The organism is Pseudarthrobacter ribosi (assembly GCF_055412865.1).
This window is the reverse complement of the sequence record NZ_JBVAYZ010000006.1, coordinates 188,512-205,677: the sequence shown is the minus strand read 5'-3', so window position 1 is coordinate 205,677 and position 17,166 is coordinate 188,512. Positions and strand designations below refer to the sequence as shown.

Here is a 17,166-nt window from a genome sequence, read left to right as displayed (position 1 = left end):
GGAAACACCATGGAAATCGCGTAAAATTGAAGGTCTGCCCAGAGCGGGGCAGCTACAAGTCGCAAGCAAATGACCTCCATAGGAGCGGCCCAAATGCCCAAAGACCGAAGCACGACCGACTCTTCAGCAGGCGTTATGAACGCCAGCGGAACCTACCCAGTCGCACCCACCGGTGCGAAGAAACCAAAGCTACGGACGCGCCGTCGACTCAAAGAGTCCGACGTCAACGTCGTCGACAAGCCGATGCTTAAGAAAGCCCTCGGCGGCACCATCGTGGGTAACACGATGGAATGGTACGACGTCGGCGTGTTCGGCTACCTGATCACCACCATGGGACCGGTGTTCCTGCCGGAAGCGGACAAGTCCGTGCAGACCCTGTTCCTGCTGGGTACGTTCGCCGCCACCTTCATTGCCCGCCCGCTGGGCGGAGTCATCTTCGGCTGGCTCGGCGACAAGGTAGGCCGCCAGAAGGTCCTCGCCTGGACCCTGATTCTGATGGCAGCGAGCACGTTCGCCGTCGGCCTGCTGCCCGGCTACGCGCAGATCGGCATGTGGGCTGCTGCCCTGCTGGTGCTGCTCAAGCTCGTCCAGGGCTTCTCCACCGGTGGCGAGTACGCCGGTGCCACGACGTTTGTGAGCGAATATTCCCCGGACAAGCGCCGCGGCTTCTTCGCCAGCTTCCTGGACATGGGCAGCTACCTCGGCTTCGCCCTCGGCGCCGCCCTCGTCTCCGTGCTGCAGCTGACCCTGGGCCAGAGCGCCATGGAGGAGTGGGGCTGGCGGATCCCGTTCCTTCTTGCCGGCCCGCTGGGCCTGATCGCGGTCTACTTCCGAAACAAGATCGAAGAGTCCCCGCAGTTCCAGGCCACCCTGGACGCCCAGGAGGCCAACGCCAAGGACGCCACGTCCTCCGATGTCACCGCCTCCAAGGGCCCCCTGGGCATCGTCAAGGCCTACTGGCGTTCACTCATTGTCGCCATGATCCTGGTCGCAGCCGCGAACACCGCCGGCTACGCCCTGACGTCCTACATGCCGACGTACCTCACCGAGTCCAAGGGTTACGATCCCGTGCACGGCACCCTGCTGACCATCCCCGTGCTGGTCGTCATGAGCCTGTGCATCCCGCTGACCGGCAAGCTGTCCGACCGGATCGGCCGCCGCCCCGTGCTGTGGATCGGTGCGCTCAGCACCGTGGTCCTGGCCGCCCCGGCGTTTATGCTGATCGGCATCGGAGAAATCTGGTCCACCCTCCTGGGCCTAAGTTTGATCGCCTTCCCGGTGACCTTCTACGTCGCCAACCTGGCCTCGGCCCTGCCGGCACAGTTCCCGACGGCGAGCCGGTATGGCGCCATGGGCATCGCGTACAACTTCTCCGTGGCCATCTTCGGCGGCACCACGCCCTTCATCGTTGCCGCCCTCATCGGCGCCACCGGAGATGACATGATGCCGGCCTACTACCTGATGGCCACCTCGGCGATCGGTGCCGTCGCGATCTACTTCCTCAAGGAATCGGCCCAGCGCCCGCTGCCGGGCTCCATGCCCAGCGTGGACACCCAGGCCGAGGCCAAGGAAATCGTCGCGAACCAGGACGAGAACCCGCTGATCGACCTGGTGGAAATGGACATGCCGTTTACCACGGGGCCGGCGGATTCAGTTGCCGGTTCGACGGCGGCCCGAGACGCCGAAAAGGTCCCAGCCGGAGCCTGAGCTTGCCCTCTGGCAGCCCGGCCGGGTTCATCCTGAGCCCAGCCGGCTAATCCGGATTCTGTAGCGAAGTCCCGCCCATTGAGGCCTGCCTTGCGTGATTACCCGTTGGGGGAACCACACAGGGCAGGCCTTAGGCGTGTCCGGCGGCTGCGGCGGCTACTGCGGTTCTGCGGTTCTGCGGTTCTGCGGTTCTGCGGTTCTGCGGTTCTGCGGCCAGGCTATGGGCTGGCTATCCCCAGATGGCGTGGCGGAGAGCTTTGCCTTCCGCCCGGGCCGCGACGGCTTCCTCCATGGTCACCGCGACGAACCTCGTCTTGGTGCCGGGGGCGCTGCGGGCAAGCTGGTCCATGTCGGCACTGATGACGGTGGCGACCATGGCGTAGCCTCCCCCGGACACGGCGTCGCGGTGCAGGACGATCGGTTCGTTGCCGCCGGGGATCTGGATTGAACCCACCGCATAGCCGGCGTCGACAATGTTGGAGGGATCGGAGCCCGCGCCGAAGGGCTGCTCCCGCGCCTCCCATTCGATCTGCGGCCCGCTGTAACGCAGGCCGGTCCTGTCTGCCACCGGGGTGAGGGTCCAGGTCGAATCAAGCAGGGTCGCGAGCCCTGACTTGGTCAGCCGGTCGTCGTAGAGGCCCAGCAGGACCCTGATCTCCGTTTCGGCCGGAAACGCCGGCCGAAGCTCCGGGGCGATTCCGGCGAGGACTTCCCCGGAGGCCTTGTCACCGACCGGGACTTCGTCCCCGGCGGCGAGCTTGCGCCCCAGATGGCCGCCCAGGGCGCCAAGCGCGTACGTGGAGCGGCTGCCGAGCACCAGGGGCACGTCGATGCCGCCGCGGATTGCCACGTAGTAGCGGGTGCCGCCCTGGAGGAAGCCGAAGGACACCTCGTCGCCGGCGGCCAGTTCGATGGCTTCCCATTGCGGGGCGGTGGCCCCATTGACTTTCACGTCCACCGGGGCCCCGCCCACGGCGATGACCGCGGGTTCGGAGGTGCGGAACTTCGGGCCAAGGTAGGTGCACTCCAGCACCGCTTCCTCGAGGCTGTTGCCCACCAGGGCATTCACGATCTCCGCGGAGAGCTGGTCCATGGAGCCGCCCTGCGGGATTCCCACGTTGTAGTGGCCGAATCGTCCCCGGTCCTGGACCGTCGTCGACAGGCCGGGTTCCAAGATCTCAAGAGTCATTGAGGTTCTCCAATAGCTTCGTGTTGTAGCTCTCGGGGTCGCCGAGGGCCTCGGCCAGGTCGAACGTGACCGGCACTTGCTTGTAAACGAAGGTGCCCGCTTCCACCTGATCCTTGATGACCTTGTATTCGTCCTCATCGATGGGCCGGAATTTGACGATGTCGCCGGGTTTGAAGAAGACCATAAAGTCCTTGAAGTCCGCCAGGGACTGCGCCGGGTCGAAGATGGGTGCCGCCGCGATGCCGAACATCTGGTAGCCGCCGGCGCCGCGGACGGAGTAGATACAGGCGAAGCATCCGCCGTGGCCGACGGTGAGCGGAGGGGTGTCCGTGCGCGGGCTGAGGTACTTCGGTACCTCCAGCTGCTGCTCGCGGGGCACCATCTGGAACATAAACGGCAGACCGGCGACAAACCCGACCATGGAAACCAGCCAGGGGCTGCTGTGATGGCGCCGGATGAACTCCCCGGCGCCGGGGAGATTGTTGACCTCGGCCGCAAAGTCCAGGTCGGTACCCTCGGGCCGCTGGTGGCCGCTGCGGAAGCGTGCAGCGGTTTCCCTCGTAAACGGGTCGTCGTACCAGACCGGCACTTCGATCAGCCGGGTGTTCAGCACCGGGTGGGAGGTGTTGTCCACTTCGACTTCGATCTCCCGGGTTGCCGCTTCCAGTTCCGCGGCGCTCAGCACATCGGGGTCGAAGCGGACCAGCAGGGACGCGTTGGCGGGGCAGATCTCGGTCACGCCGGGCAGCGCCCGGCCGCCGAGCCTGGTGGCCATCGAGTTGGATTTGAAGTTGGCGGCCAGGCTCATCGCCTCCGAGATTTCCACGAAGAGGAACTCGTCGCCGCCCCAGGTGTAGCGTGCCGTGCCCTTCAGCGAGTCGGCGCTCAGGGTTTCACTCATGACAGGTCCCCCAGGATCTCCGGGCAGGTTTCGATGAACTTGGTGTGGTGTTCCACGGTCTTCAGTTCCGGCCTGTGCAGCACCGCGCTCAGCAACGGAATCGTGGTGGAAACGCCTTCGATCGTGATCTCGTCCAGGGCGCGGATGGACCGGCCGATGGCTTCGTCCCGCGTCTCGTCCCAGACGATGATCTTCGCCAGGAGCGAGTCGTAGAACGGCATCACCGTGGATCCGGCGACAAAGCCGGAGTCGATCCGGACACCGGGCCCGCCCGGCCAGTCGAGGCGTTCCAGCAGCCCGGGGCTGGGCATAAAGCCCTTGGCCGGGTCTTCGGCGTTGAGCCGGAATTCGAAGGCGTGGCCGCGGAAGACGACGTCTTCCTGCCGCATCCGCAGCGGCTCCCCGGCAGCAATGAGCAGCTGTTCGCGGACCAGGTCCAGGCCGGTGACCATTTCGGTGACGGGGTGCTCCACCTGGAGTCGGGTGTTCATTTCAATGAAGGACACCTCGTGGTTGACGGCGTCATACAGGAATTCGACCGTGCCCAGCCCCTTGTATTGGCACTGCCGGGCGAGCTCCACGGAGGACTCCAGCATGTGCTGCCGGACGGCGTCGGGCAGGTCCGGGGCGGGTGCTTCCTCCAGGATCTTCTGCTGCCGCCGCTGCATGGAGCAATCACGGTCCCCGAGATGGACCACGTTGGTGCCGTCGCCGAGAACCTGGACCTCCACGTGCCTGGCGCGTTCGACGAACTTCTCCAGGTAGACGGCGGCGCTGCCAAACGCGGCGGCCGCTTCGGCCTGCGCCACTTCGACGGTCGAGGCCAGGTCTTCCGCCCGTGTCACGAGCCGGATTCCGCGCCCGCCGCCGCCTGCGGCGGCCTTGACCACCAGGGGATAGCCGATCTCGGCCGCGATTTCCAGCAGGGCGTCGCCGGTGGGCGCCTCGCCGTGTGTTCCCCGCAGAGTGGGGACTCCCGCCGCCTCGGCGGCCTGCCGGGCCCGCGCCTTGTCCCCCATCAGCTCGATGGCTTCCGGGGACGGGCCCACCCAGATGAGGCCCGCGTCGATGACCGCCCGGGCGAACACGGCGTTCTCGGACAGGAACCCGTAGCCGGGATGCACCGCGTCGCAGCCGAAGTCCGCTGCCGCTTTCAGGACCGCGGCATGGTCCAGGTAGCTCTGGCTGGCCGGGGCGGGGCCAATGACCGCGTGTTCGTCCGCAAGCCGGGCCGCCAGTCCGTCGACATCGGGTTCGCTGGCCACCACCACCGTGCGGATCCCCAGTTCCCGGGCTGTGCGGATAATCCGTACCGCGATCTCCCCGCGGTTGGCTATGAGCAGTTTCTTCATGGTTGTTCCTCTATCACTGCAATGACGTCACCCGGGTTGACCGTGCCTGAATCCGACACCTCGAACTTGACCAGATTCCCGGCCACTTCAGTCTTGACCTCACTGAACTGCTTCATGATTTCGACGACGCCGATGGTCTGGCCCGCCTCGACGCGGTCGCCTTCCTGCACGTAGGGATCCTTGTCCGGGCCGGGCTTGCGGTAAAAGACTCCGGGAAGCGGCGAGGTGACTTGGTGTGACATGGGGTGCCTTTCAGTTGCGATGAGTGGGCAGTGCATGACAGATCATTGGCTACCGGCGTCCAGGGCCGCCCGGACGGCTTGCGCCACGTCCGGGGAATTGGGGGCATCGGAATGGACGCAGATGCTGGTGAAGTCGATGCTCACGGTGGAACCGTCGGAAGTTTCCACGAGTCCGTCCTCGAGGACCCGGCGCACGCGTTCAGCGGCCTTGGCGGGGTCCGTGGCCTCGGGCCGGCGCTGGATGATGAGCTGGCCGGCGGGGTTGTAGTTCAGGTCCACGTAGAGTTCCGCGACGAACGGCACCCCCATTTCCACGCAAACGCTTTCGTGCGCGGTTCCGGCGAGCCCGAACATTGGGACTCCATAGAGCGCCGCGACGTTCGCGGCGGCCCGCATCAGCTCGGCGTCCCGCGAGAGCATCCCGTACAGGGAGCCGTGGGGTTTGATGTGGTTGAGTTCCAGTCCGGCCTTCTTCAGGAAGCCCACCAGGGCACCGGTCTGGTACAGGATGATGGACTCGACTTCCGCCGGGGTCAGTTTCATTTCCCGGCGCCCGAAGCCGGTCAGGTCCGGCAGCCCCGGGTGCGCACCGATCCGCACGCCGTGCGCCTTGGCTGCCGCGACGGTTTCTTCCATGGTGTCCGGGTCCCCGGCGTGGAAACCGCAGGCCACGTTGGCGACATCGATGATTTCCATCAGCGCCAGATCGTTGCCGAAGCTGTGCAGCCCGAACGCTTCGCCCATGTCCGAATTAATCTGGATTTCGGCTGTGACATTGGCCACATTAACATTCTTCATGCATTCAACAGTAGGGACTGCCCCACGCCTTACATAGTGGGCAGATGTCCACTAACTTTGTCACCAGGTGTGCTCTTTGCACACCGCTCCTGATCGACGGCGCACCGGGAGGGCATCATGAGAGTGCAGGATCTCTTGGCGGAGGACTCGCTCCAGCTCAGGCTGCACACCCCCTCCACGGCGCAGAGCCTGGCGACGTCCATCAGCTACACCGCACCGGCGGAGTTCCTGGACCCCACGCCCTTCCTGGGTGCCAATTGCCTGCTCATCACCCACGGAATCGGCTTCAACTTCTTCGACCAGCGGACCTGGGACGCCTACGTCGAACGGCTTGCGGGCGTCCCCGTCTGCGCCATCGCCTTCGTCACGGGCGTGGCTCACCGGCTGATTCCCACGCCGCTGGTGGAAGCGGCCAAGGCCCACGGGATTCCCCTGCTGGAGGTTCCCAGCGTAGTTCCGGCGCTGCAGCTGCAGCGCTTCGTCACGAGCGTCCTCGAGGCCGAGCGGTTTGCCCTCACCCGGCAATCGTGGGAGCTGGCCGACCTGTGCGCGAAGGCCGCGCGGTCCGGCGGATCACTCAAGGCCGTGCTGGCGGAGGTGGCCGCGGCTGCAGGAGGCCAGTGCGCGATCTTTGACACTACCGGCGCGCTGATCAGCTGCTGGCCGGCCAGTTCACGCTGGACAGCAGAGGACCTCCGCCGCGACGGGCGCGGCACCGCCGGGTCCAGCTTCGCGCTCCCCACCGGCGGAACGGACCATTTCCAGCTGGTGATCCGGGGCGGGACCACCGGGGAGCCGCTCGCTACCCTGATCGGGCCGGCGTCGTCCATTCTTGCCATGCAGCTCAACAGCGCCTTCAAGGCCAGCGCCCCGCACCAGGCCAAGCTGGAGCGGCTGATGCACCAGCTGGAGGACTGGCAGGGTGTGGCCCTGAAGGAGCTGACGCGGACCTTCCGGGCCACGGGCCTGGACCCGCACGCACCCACCTTCCTGGTGGTGGCCGAGCCGGAGAAGAGCCAGCTGCCGCACGCCTGGCGGATTCGGCTGGCAGTGCAGGAGCATCTGAACAATGCCCATGTCTTCACCTATCGCGGTGCGTTTTATGCCCTCGCGCAGGCCCGAACGGACACCGCCGCGGACTGGGATGTGATCCCGGACCGGCTGCTGGACTCGCTCGGGCGGATGGTCCCCCGGCTTCCCCTGGTGATCAAAGGGCCGCTGCGCAGCGTGGATGAGGCGCGGCTTGGCCTGGCCCATGCCCAGCGCCTGGTCCGGGAGGTCAAGGGCCCCTCCATCGCGGCCCCGATGAGCATCGGGTCCCTGGTGGTGGCGACCGCGGGCAGCGGCGCCCACGCGGCTGCGGAGAACCTGCTCGCTCCGCTCCTGCACTACGACCGGGCGAGCAACGGGCAGCTGCTGCCCACGCTCCGGGCCTACCTTGAGCACGACGCCCAACCGTCCAGGGTCTGCCAGGCGCTGTACATCCACCGGAATACTTTGAGCAAACGGCTGGCCCTGATGTCGCGGCTGTTGAACGTCCGCCTCGACACCTTGGACGGGCTGACCACCTGTATGCTGGCGGTCCGGATCACCGAGGATACGCCCTGAACCTCCGCGCCTATTTGGCGCGGCGGGCTGGCCCTGTCACGAGCCGGGCGGGGAGGACTCGGGTGGCCGCGGTCAGCACCTTGTAGCGTTTGGTCGGGATGGAGACGGCCTTGCCCTTTGCGTTGTCAGCGAGGCCTTCCCGCACCACGCGCTCGGCCTGCAGCCACATCCAGCGCGGGGCCACCGTCTTGTCCATGCCCATCCGGTCGTGGAATTCGGTGTGGGTAAATCCTGGGCAGACCGCGGTCACGTTCACGCCCTGCTTGGAATAGGCGAGGTTGGCCCAGCGGGAGAAGCTGACAAGCCACGCCTTCGCCGCGGAGTAGCTCCCCCGGGGAAGGAACGCAGCCACGCTGGCGACATTGATGATCTTGCCGGAGCGCCGGCTGAGCATGCCCTGCAGGGCGGCATGCATCAACTCCATCGCCGTCTCGACGTGCAGCTTCAGGTGCCGGGCTTCCTCCGCGATGTCGTTTTCCTCGAAGGAGTGCAGCAGGCCCATCCCGGCGTTGTTGACCAGGATGTCCACCGGACGGGCCGGATCCGTAAGCCTGGCGACGACGGCCGCCACCCCGGCATCGTCGGCGAGATCGGCGGAGAGCGCCTCGGCGCGCACGCCATACCGGCTCTCCAGTTGCTGCGCCGTGGCCTGCAGCCGGGCGGTGTCGCGGGCCACGAGGACCACGTGGTGGCCCTGCGCGGCGAGCTGGCGGGCGAATTCCGCACCGATCCCGGCGGTTGCTCCGGTGATCAGGGCCGTGGTGTCAGCCGGCGTCGCGGCTTGTTCAGTCATGGCGCCAGCTTAGCCCCGCTCCCCGCCCGCGTCAGGCCAAGCCCGCGGCCAATTCATCTTCCGCGGGATCGGCCGCGACGCCCAGGTGGCGGTTCTGCAGTTCTTCGGTGGCCAGCTCATACCAGGTGTGGGCGCCGAAGGACGGGCTGCTGGTGTCGAGGTGCCGGTACAGGGCATCGGCCAGCTGGCACAGGGCCGCGTCGGACAGTGCCCGGACGGTGGCGGCAGGGTCAAGGGTCCCCTCGAAGTATTCGGCGAGTTCCAGGCCGTTGACGGTGTTGAGCTCGGCGGGCATCGGGCTGCAGGCCTCGTCCAGCCCCGAGTCCAGCTGCCCCCCGCTTACAATGCCCGCGGAAAGGCCGATCCGGCCCTCGGGGAGGGACCCGGTGGAGCCGTGAAGGGGTACTACCGCCGCGGGCACCCCCGTAAGCCCGGCGAGGACTTCGCCCTCCGAGCCCACGTGCAGCAGGCAGATCGGCAGGTCCGCGGGTTCCGCCAGCGTCACCCGGAAGGGCTGTTGTCCGGCAGCAGTCCCGGCCCGGGCCTCGCCGCCGGGCCCGGCGGCCACGCTGGCGTCCGCGATGGATCTCAGCTGCAGGAGGATTTCCGAGTCCAGATGGGACGAACCGTGAAGGTCGACGAGGACGTCGGTCCCTGCGCCGAGACGTCCGGCCCGCCGCATGATGTGCAACAGGGAAGGAAAGTCTGATTGGGTCAGGCAGCCGGTGACTTCGAGGGTCACGAGTCCGGGATCGACGTCCACACGGACAAGCACACGCAGTTTATGGTTCACGGGGTTCTCCAAAGGGACACGTCCAAGAGCCAACTGCATAACTCTGCTAAAACCTTACGAGGTTGTAGCCACGGTCACAAGCGGTCCCGCCACCACGCCCACTGCCGTTCCGCGTTTCAGGCTCCGGCCGGGGGCTGCTCCGGCCAGTCGATGTACTGGGTGTAGGAGTCGTGCCGGCGCAGATAGCGGTACATGAACGGGCAGTTCGGGATAATCCTCTTACCGGCCGCCACCACGTCGTCGAGCGCGAAGTGGGCCAGCACCTTGGCGAGGCCCTGGCCCTGGAATTGCTCCGCCGTATCCGTGTGGATGAAGTCGATATGGCCGGGCTCGTCGATGAAGCGGATCTGGACGGCCAGTTTCTCGCCGACGTGGAGCTCGTAGCGGTGCAGCTCATCATTCCGGGTGGTGGATACGTTCGGGCTGAACGTGTCTTCAGTGGCTGCCGAGTTCTCCGTCATGGTTCGACATTGGCACTTAATGGCGGGCGTGGCAATGGCGGGCCCGATCCGCCGGAGCCCGGATCGGCCAGGAACCGGGCCGGGATCCGCCCCAGCAGCAGGACGGCGAGCGCGAAGCAGGCCGCGCCGCCGCCGAGCAGTCCCAGCGTCAGCCCGTTCAGCGCGGCGTCGGCTACCGGAACGTAGACGACGACGGCGGCCATCAGCACGGCGGCCGCCGGGCGGGACCGGGCAGTGGCGGGCGCCGTCGGGCGTTCTTCGAGCCGGCCGAACATCGCCAGCACGGGCAGCAGCAGGCCGATCAACGCCAGCAGCACGAGCGGCCGCCCCCACCACCAGGCGGCGGTCCCGCCCGCAGGCTGCGGAAAGTCGGTCAGCAGCAGAAACCCGGACAGCGCGGCGAGCAGGGGCAGGTGCCAGAGGTAGACGGTCATCGACCGCCGTCCAGCGACTCCAATGAACCGCCGCACCCGCCGCCGGGACGCGAGTCTTGAAAGCACGGGCCGGAGGAGCTGCAGGGTGGCGGCCTGCGAAACCCCCAGGAGCAACAGCGTCAGATTAGGCGGATTGAGATTCACCAGCATGTTCCCGGAGTACAGTCCCAGCCACACGAGCAGGCCCAGGACCAGGTTGCTGCCCAGGATGATGACCACCAGCGCGAGGCGCCCGAGTGCCAGCCGTCCGCCGTCGGCGAGGAAGAATCCTAACTGCTGCACGGCGCACCACAGGAAGACCATGTTCAGGTACGCCAGCGCCGGCATCGTCCCGCGCAGGCAGTCCACCGCCACCACCAGCGAAGCAAGGCCCGCCAGGGTCAGCCAGGGCGCCCGAGCGTGCAGGCGTGCCAGCAGCGGAAGATTCAGCTGCGCCGCGAGATAGGCGGCCAGGAACCACAGCGGCATCCCCGCTCCGGAAACCAGCAGCTCGACGACCTGGGGGTCCACCCCGCCCAGCCGCGCCGCCCAGAGACTGGTGAACATCATCGCGAGCAGGACGGCGGCAGGGCGGAGGAGCCGCAGCATCCGCGCCTGCATGAAGTCGAAAGTCCTGCCGCCCCGGGCGCGCAGGCGGAGCCACGACTGCAGTCCGGTCATGCCCCCGACGACGAAGAAGAGCGGCATGACCTGCAGGACCCAGACCGCCGGTTCGAACCACTTCTCATTGCCGAGCGTGTTGTAGGTGGTCGCGGTGCCGTCCGGGTGCAGCTCCGGGCTGACCATCATGGTGTGCGCCACCACCACGAGCGCAAGGCAGAAAAACCTGGCCAGATCAATCACCAGGTCGCGGTCCGGCCCCGGGGTTGGGCCGCCCCCTGCACGCTGCCCTGGAACCATGAAGCCCCCTCGGGACCTGCCGACGCGCCCGCCTGGGCTGTTGAGCGTCGACGCTGCTGTATTTTGCCACCATTGTCGGCCTTGTCCGGGCCAGCGGCCAGTGCCGTCGGTCCCGGACTTTGCTGCCGGCCCGGACATCCGGCGGTCAGCCCGTCGGCGGTCAGCGCGAGAGCGTCGCCAGCGCCGTGGCAGCGAAAGACCCGGCCGCGGTGTCCCAGTCGGCCAGCAACCCCTGGAGGTTCTCGCCGTCCGCCCGGTGCGCCGCAGTGCGTGCCTCTAGGGTCTGAAGAACACCGGTACGCAGCTCGGTGTTGAAATTCACCTTGCCCACGTTCATGGCGGCTGCCTTCACGAGCTCGGCGGCAGGGATTCCGGAGGCCCCGTGCAGCACCAGGGGAATGCGGGTCCGCACCGCAATGTCCTGCAGCACGTCCCAGCGCAGCTCCGGCTCGCCCTTGTACCTGCCGTGGACGTTGCCCACGGCCACGGCCAGCAGCTGGGCGCCGGTCCGTGCCACGAAGTCCTCCACTTGGGCGGAGTCGGTGAGCCCGGCCGTGCCGGCCGCCGGGGCGTTGCCTGCGGCGTCGGTCCCGAAGGCCCGGTCCTCGTCGCCGGCGAGTCCCCCGAGTTCGGCTTCAATTATGACGTCGGCTCTGCCCTGCGCCGCCAAGGCCGCCCGGACGCCCTGGACCAGGGCGATGTTGTCCTCGTACGGCAGCGAGGACCCGTCGACCAGCACCGAGTCGGCCCCGGCGGTGACGGCGTCGGCGATCACCTGCTGGTCGGTGGCGTGATCGAGCTGCACGGCGATCGGAACGCCGGCGGCGTCGGCGAGTCCGCGGAGGGCGGCGATCAGCCGCAGCCCGTTGGGCGTGGCCGCGGTCTTCGGCGCGACCAGCAGGATGGCGCCCCGGCCGGATTCCTCGGCCGCCGCCACAACGGCGAGCGCGGTGGTGAAGTCGTAGCAGGTGAACGCCGGTACGGCCGAGTCTTGCTGCAGGGCGCCGGTGACCAGCGTGTCGAGTTGGGTACGCATCAGGCGCTCAGGCCTCCCACCAGGATCCATGCGACGAACGTCAGTGCGAAGCCGGCGAGCCCGAGAACAGTCGTCAGCACCGTCCAGGTCCTGAGGCCGTCGGAGACGGTCAGGCCGTAGTAGCGCACGACGGTCCAGAATCCGGCGTCGGTCACGTGGGACAGGCCGAGGGCACCGAAGCCGATGGCGATCACGATCACGGCGATCTGGGCCGGCGAGTAGCCGCCGCCGGCAACGGCGGAGGTCAGCAGGCCGGTGGTGGTGACGATCGCAACTGTGGCTGAGCCCTGGGCGGCGCGGAGGGCAAGGGAAACGATGAAACCAAGAACGATGACCGGCAGGCCCAGCTGGTCCAGAGTCTGGGACAGCGCTGCACCGATACCGGAGGTCCGCAGGACCTCGCCGAACACACCGCCGGCCGCGACGACCATGAGGATGGATGCGATGGGAGGCAGCGCGCCTTCGAAAATTTCGCCGGTTTCCTTCAGTGACCAGTTGCGGCGGACGGCCAACAAAAAGAAGGAGAGTGCCACGGCCACCAGCAGGGCGAAGAACGGGTTGCCGATGAAGGCGGCCAGGCCGTACCAGCCGTTGTCCTTGGGAAGGGTGAGGGTACCTAGGGTGCCGATCAGGATCTGCACGATCGGGGCAGCAATGAGGAAGATGATCAGGGCCGGACGCGGCGGGGCAACGGCCAGGGCACCTGGACCGTCGTGGCCGGCCCGCACCAGGGAGTCTGAACCGTACTCGTCCACCTGGGCTTTGACGGCGGGCAGCAGCTCGTAGTCCCTGCTGTTCATGATGCTGGCAACCCAGTAGGACAGGAAGCCGAGCGGGATGCAGATGAGCAGCGAGATGAGGGTGATCAGTCCGATGTCGGCGCCGAACACCCCTGCACCGGCCACGATGCCCGGGTGCGGAGGGACAGCCACGTGAATGGACAGCATGATGCCGGCCATGGGGAGGCCGAACTTGACTGGGTGCACGTTGGCGATCTTCGCGAAGGCGTAGACGATCGGTACGAGCACGATGATGCCCACCTCGAAGAACACGGGGATGGCCACGAGGAAGCCAACCGCAGTGAGGGCTACAGCCACCCTCCCGGCGCCGAGCCTGGCGGTGAAGTGCGCCGCGAGGGACTGCACACCGCCGGAAACCTCAATCATCCGACCCAGTATGGCGCCGAGGGCGATCAGGAGAGCGACCTTGCCCATGGTTCCCCCCACGCCGTTGGCCACCACGGTGAAGACGTCCTTGAGCGGGATCTGGGCAGCCACGGCCACCAGGATGCTCACGGTCAGCAGCGCCACGAAGGCCTGGATCTTGAAGCGGATGATCATGAGCAGTAGCAGGGCCACGCCGGCGGCGGCGATGGTCAGCAGCAGCGGAGTTCCCAGCTCCACGGCAGGCTTGATGACGGGCGCGTCGGCCGCGCGCACCATGAGGGAATTGAGCAGGGGGGTCATGACGAGGTGTCTCCTTTGACAGGAAAGTCGTCCGACGATTCAACCGTGAGGTAAAACTGGCGGATCAGTGGCGGGGAGGGGCCCGGCGACGGCGGAGGGGGGACCGCCGCCGTCGGGGGTGCGGTGGCCTGTTAGGCCGTGCGCTTGGTGGGCGCGACGACCTTGATGACGGCGGAATCGTCGGCGGCGCCGAGGCCCTGGGCCTGGCCGAGGAGGTAGAGCTGCTCGGCGGCGGCGGCCACCGGCGCGGCGAGGCCGGCAGCGCGGGTTGCCTTGCCGACGATGCCCATGTCCTTGACGAAGATGTCCAGGCGGCTGAGGACTTCCGCGCCGTTTTCCGTGTAGGCCTCGAGGATGCGGGGGCCGCGGTTGGACAGCATAAAGGACCCGGCGGCGCCGGCTTCCAGAGCGGCGAGGGTCTTGGCCTGGTCCAGGCCAAGGGCGTCCGCCAGTGCCATGGCCTCGGCTGCCGCGGCGATGTGGATGCCGCAGAGCAGCTGGTTGACGGTCTTGAGGGCCTGTCCGTCGCCGGGCTTGTCCCCCACGACGGTCAGGGTGGAGGCCAGCAGTTCCAGGACCGGGCGGGCCGCTTCCAGCGCCTGCGGTTCGGCCCCGACGACGATCAGCAGGTCGCCTTCGCCGGCGCGCTTCGGTCCGCCGGAGAGCGGGGCGTCAACGAGGGCGACGCCGGTTTCCGCCAGCCGGGCAACGGTGGCGGGAATGGCTTCGGTGCCCACGGTGCTGCCGAGGATTACGACGGCGCCCGGCTTCAGCACGGAGGCGACGCCGTTCTCGCCGAAGAGGACGTCGTCCAGCTGCTCGCCGTTGCGTACGGCCAGCAGCAGCGCGTCGGCGCCCTCGGCCGCTTCACGGGCGGAAGCGAACGTGCGCACGCCGGCGGCCTCGGCGAGCGCCAGGCGGGGCTCGGCGATGTCGAAGCCGTGGACGGTCAGCTGGGTTGCCAGCCGGGTGGCCATGGGCAGTCCCATGGCGCCCAGGCCGAGGACGGTGACTTTGTAGTTCATGGTTTTCTCCATTGAAATGTGGTTTGGGAGGTGGGGATTAGAACGTGTTGCTGAGCTTGCGGGTGACCTGGGCCAGGGACTCGTCGTCGCCCACGTTCCCGGCGAAAACGATGTATGGGATGCCCTTCGCGGGCCCGTCCACCGGCTCCCACAGGCTGACGATGCCCGGCAGCATAGGGCCGCGGACGATCGCGTGGCGGATTTCCAGGCCGTGGGCGGCCACGTCCGAGGAGGTGATGCCGCCCTTGGCGATGACAAAGCGCGGCGGGAACGTCTTCAGGGTCCGGTTTACCACTGCGACGACGGCGGCGGACACGGTGCGGGCAATCCGCAGGCTCTCGGCGGCGTCGTCGGCCTTGATGAGGAGACGGCTGGTGTGGAGGATGACGTCGGCGCTGTGCAGGGACTCCACGACGTCCCGGACGATATCGCCCAGGTAGCCCTCGGAGTCTCCGCCGAGCAGCTTTTCGACGTCGATTTCCACGATGCGCGCGGCGCTGTGCTGTTCGACGAGGGCCTTGAGCTGGCGGGTCGTGACACCGACGTGCGATCCCACCACGATGAGGCCGCCGGCGTCGGAGGGGGTGTTGCCCGCGTAGGCCTCCTCGCCGCTGAGTTCGGTGCGGATTTCCTGGCCGATGCGGCCCCGGACGAACGGCGGGCCCACCCGGTAGAGCAGCTTTTTGCCGCGGCGTTCGGCCTCCTCGAGGCCCAGTGCGAGGGCCCGGAAATCGTTTTCGGTCACGATGTCGGCCACGATCGGGGTGGAGTCCGTGGCGGAGTCGATGGCGTCCGCTATGGCCATCGCGGAGATCTGGGGGTCGCCGTCCGGACCCGCGGCGCGGATGACGTCCAGGGTCAGCACGATCACCGAGTCTGCCCGGAAGCGGCCCTGGGACTTTTCTTCGACGTACTTGGCCAGTTCGGAATTCGCGAAGCCGAAGCTCGCGTCCCGGGCGAATTCGGTGTCGGCCACCGGGGTGAGCTTGCCGGCGTCGTCGCCGGTGCCGCGCATGAAGTGCACGCCGCCGATTGTCACGCGGCCGGCGTCGGGAAACGCCGGGACGATCACGACGCCGTCCGTCGGCTCGCCGCTGACCGCCGCGATGGTTGCCGCAATCGTGTCCGGTTCCAGCGGGTAATGGCCGCGGAGGGTGGAGTCGCTGCGGCTCACAAACCCCAGTCGCAGCCTGGTACCGGCACTGTCGGTTTCGAGGGCGGCGGCCGCGAGGGCGTTCCGGACCACCTCTTCGTTGCGGGCGGCAGCCTCGATGGGGTCCAGGCTCCGCGTGTTGGTCAGGACATAGACGGCGTCCTGGCGACGGCCGTTGATGCGGTGGTTGAAGGCCCAGGTGAAGTCGGCGACATCCCACCGGGTGAGAACCGGCAGGTCAGCGACGGATTGTGTGCCCGTCGGGTCGTCGTCGAGCACTACCAGGATCCGGGGGGACGGCACGGACGAGGCCGCGAGGGCGTCGGCGACGGTCCGGGCGGGGATCTGGACCTCCGCCGGGAAGGCGGCCAGCACTTCGGCTTCGAAAAGCTCTGATTCAAAAGGCACGTGCACTCCATTGTGATGAACTCTGCTGCGGAAAAATTGTGATGAACTCTGCTGCGGAAAGAATTTGTAAGATGTCTGACATCTAGCATTTGAATGCTAGTGTGGCACACAGCACAAAGACGCGCAAGTAAACTTGTTCCTCAGGCAGGTCCGAGACAGCGAATGGGGAAAATTGGCTAGGAAATCGCTGGTCGGCGTCGTGGCAGACGAGCTGCTGGACCGCATCATCGCCGGCGAATTCCCGCCAGGGGCATCCGTCCCCGGCGAGCTGGAGCTGAGCGCCCGCCATGAGGTGAGCCGCATGACGGTCCGCGAGGCGATGAAGACCCTGGAAGCCCAGCAGATCCTCAGCGTCGAACGCGGCCGCGGGACCTTCGTGAACCCGTTGAGCCGCTGGGCCTCGCTGGAGGCCGTCCTCCGGGCAGCCTCCGAGGGGAAGAACGACGCGGCGGCCGCCGTACAGCTGATCGAGCTGCGCCGGATGCTGGAGTCGGGCGCCTGTGAGCTCGCCGCGGGCCGGATCAGCGACGCAGACCTCAAAACCCTTTACGGGGAGCTGGACTCGATGCGCGAGGCGCACGAGAAGCACGATCTCGCCGCGTTCGTGGCGGCGGACCTGGCCTTCCACGACCTCATCCTGCACGCGTCGGAGAATGTTTTTGTGGCCGTGCTGTTCGCGCCGCTGCACCGGGTGCTGGAAAAGCGGCGGACCCAGACCTCCAAGGTGCGCGAAATCCAGGCGCACGCGATCGGCCATCATCAGAAGATAGCGGATGCGCTGGCCACACGGGATCCGCACCAGGCCCGGGACGCCATGGACGCGCACATGCAGCAGACGCTGGATGACCTCAAGACCTACGTCCTGGCGGACCGCCCGGCCTGACTCTCCGGCCGACACCC

General features: G+C 67.3%; 16 protein-coding genes. 3 read left to right on the top strand and 13 right to left on the bottom strand.

The features are described from left to right. The first annotated feature begins 93 nt into the window (after positions 1-93). Complete coding sequence (locus tag ACZYZ5_RS08845; protein ID WP_463901017.1) at positions 94-1,707, top strand: MFS transporter; 1,614 nt, start codon at positions 94-96, stop codon at positions 1,705-1,707. A gap of 229 nt (positions 1,708-1,936) precedes the next feature. Here the strand turns inward: ACZYZ5_RS08845 and ACZYZ5_RS08840 are convergent, their stop codons facing one another. Genes ACZYZ5_RS08840 through pxpA form a run of 5 tightly spaced genes read right to left on the bottom strand, consistent with a single transcriptional unit; the run spans position 1,937 to position 6,174 of the window. Continuing rightward, positions 1,937-2,896 carry a 5-oxoprolinase subunit C family protein gene (locus ACZYZ5_RS08840; RefSeq protein ID WP_463901015.1) on the bottom strand — a complete coding sequence of 320 codons (960 nt, stop codon included), beginning with the start codon at positions 2,894-2,896 and terminating at the stop codon, positions 1,937-1,939. After that, a complete protein-coding gene (locus ACZYZ5_RS08835) occupies positions 2,886-3,797 on the bottom strand; it encodes a 5-oxoprolinase subunit B family protein (protein WP_463901013.1) in 912 nt (303 codons plus the stop codon). The genes ACZYZ5_RS08840 and ACZYZ5_RS08835 overlap by 11 nt, the downstream gene beginning before the upstream one ends. Next, the gene (locus ACZYZ5_RS08830) at positions 3,794-5,149 is read right to left on the bottom strand and encodes an acetyl-CoA carboxylase biotin carboxylase subunit (RefSeq protein WP_463901011.1); all 1,356 of its coding nucleotides are present in this window, start codon (positions 5,147-5,149) and stop codon (positions 3,794-3,796) included. The genes ACZYZ5_RS08835 and ACZYZ5_RS08830 overlap by 4 nt, the downstream gene beginning before the upstream one ends. Further along, positions 5,146-5,391 (bottom strand): acetyl-CoA carboxylase, encoded by a 246-nt coding sequence (locus tag ACZYZ5_RS08825; protein WP_463901010.1) that lies wholly within the window; start codon positions 5,389-5,391, stop codon positions 5,146-5,148. The genes ACZYZ5_RS08830 and ACZYZ5_RS08825 overlap by 4 nt, the downstream gene beginning before the upstream one ends. Positions 5,392-5,433: 42 nt before the next feature. Continuing rightward, positions 5,434-6,174: a 5-oxoprolinase subunit PxpA gene (gene pxpA, locus ACZYZ5_RS08820; protein WP_463901008.1), complete on the bottom strand. Its 741-nt coding sequence runs from the start codon at positions 6,172-6,174 to the stop codon at positions 5,434-5,436. Between the two features lie 132 nt (positions 6,175-6,306). On the opposite strand from pxpA, the gene ACZYZ5_RS08815 reads away from it, so the two are divergent. Then, positions 6,307-7,797, top strand: coding sequence for a helix-turn-helix domain-containing protein (locus ACZYZ5_RS08815; protein WP_463901006.1), 1,491 nt, complete (start codon positions 6,307-6,309; stop codon positions 7,795-7,797). Between the two features lie 10 nt (positions 7,798-7,807). On the opposite strand, the gene ACZYZ5_RS08810 is transcribed toward ACZYZ5_RS08815, so the two are convergent. From ACZYZ5_RS08810 to ACZYZ5_RS08775, 8 genes are all read right to left on the bottom strand, one after another. Next, positions 7,808-8,590 (bottom strand): SDR family NAD(P)-dependent oxidoreductase, encoded by a 783-nt coding sequence (locus ACZYZ5_RS08810; RefSeq protein ID WP_463901004.1) that lies wholly within the window; start codon positions 8,588-8,590, stop codon positions 7,808-7,810. A gap of 31 nt (positions 8,591-8,621) precedes the next feature. Further along, positions 8,622-9,383 carry a hypothetical protein gene (locus ACZYZ5_RS08805; protein ID WP_463901003.1) on the bottom strand — a complete coding sequence of 254 codons (762 nt, stop codon included), beginning with the start codon at positions 9,381-9,383 and terminating at the stop codon, positions 8,622-8,624. A 116-nt stretch (positions 9,384-9,499) separates the two neighbouring features. Then, entirely contained in the window at positions 9,500-9,844 is a 345-nt protein-coding gene (locus tag ACZYZ5_RS08800; RefSeq protein ID WP_463901001.1) for a GNAT family N-acetyltransferase, read from the bottom strand. Beyond that, positions 9,841-11,178, bottom strand: coding sequence for an acyltransferase family protein (locus ACZYZ5_RS08795; RefSeq protein WP_463900999.1), 1,338 nt, complete (start codon positions 11,176-11,178; stop codon positions 9,841-9,843). The genes ACZYZ5_RS08800 and ACZYZ5_RS08795 overlap by 4 nt, the downstream gene beginning before the upstream one ends. A gap of 160 nt (positions 11,179-11,338) precedes the next feature. Next, positions 11,339-12,214 carry a class II fructose-bisphosphate aldolase gene (locus ACZYZ5_RS08790; protein ID WP_463900997.1) on the bottom strand — a complete coding sequence of 292 codons (876 nt, stop codon included), beginning with the start codon at positions 12,212-12,214 and terminating at the stop codon, positions 11,339-11,341. Beyond that, the gene (locus tag ACZYZ5_RS08785) at positions 12,214-13,680 is read right to left on the bottom strand and encodes a GntP family transporter (protein WP_463900996.1); all 1,467 of its coding nucleotides are present in this window, start codon (positions 13,678-13,680) and stop codon (positions 12,214-12,216) included. The genes ACZYZ5_RS08790 and ACZYZ5_RS08785 overlap by 1 nt, the downstream gene beginning before the upstream one ends. 131 nt (positions 13,681-13,811) lie before the next feature. Then, complete coding sequence (locus ACZYZ5_RS08780; protein ID WP_463900994.1) at positions 13,812-14,717, bottom strand: NAD(P)-dependent oxidoreductase; 906 nt, start codon at positions 14,715-14,717, stop codon at positions 13,812-13,814. A 25-nt stretch (positions 14,718-14,742) separates the two neighbouring features. Next, positions 14,743-16,266, bottom strand: a complete 1,524-nt coding sequence (locus ACZYZ5_RS08775; RefSeq protein ID WP_463900992.1) for a four-carbon acid sugar kinase family protein — start codon at positions 16,264-16,266, stop codon at positions 14,743-14,745. Between the two features lie 172 nt (positions 16,267-16,438). Between ACZYZ5_RS08775 and ACZYZ5_RS08770 the strand changes: the two genes are divergently transcribed. Continuing rightward, on the top strand, positions 16,439-17,149 hold the full coding sequence (locus ACZYZ5_RS08770) for a FadR/GntR family transcriptional regulator (RefSeq protein WP_463900990.1): 711 nt from the start codon (positions 16,439-16,441) through the stop codon (positions 17,147-17,149). Positions 17,150-17,166 lie beyond the last annotated feature (17 nt).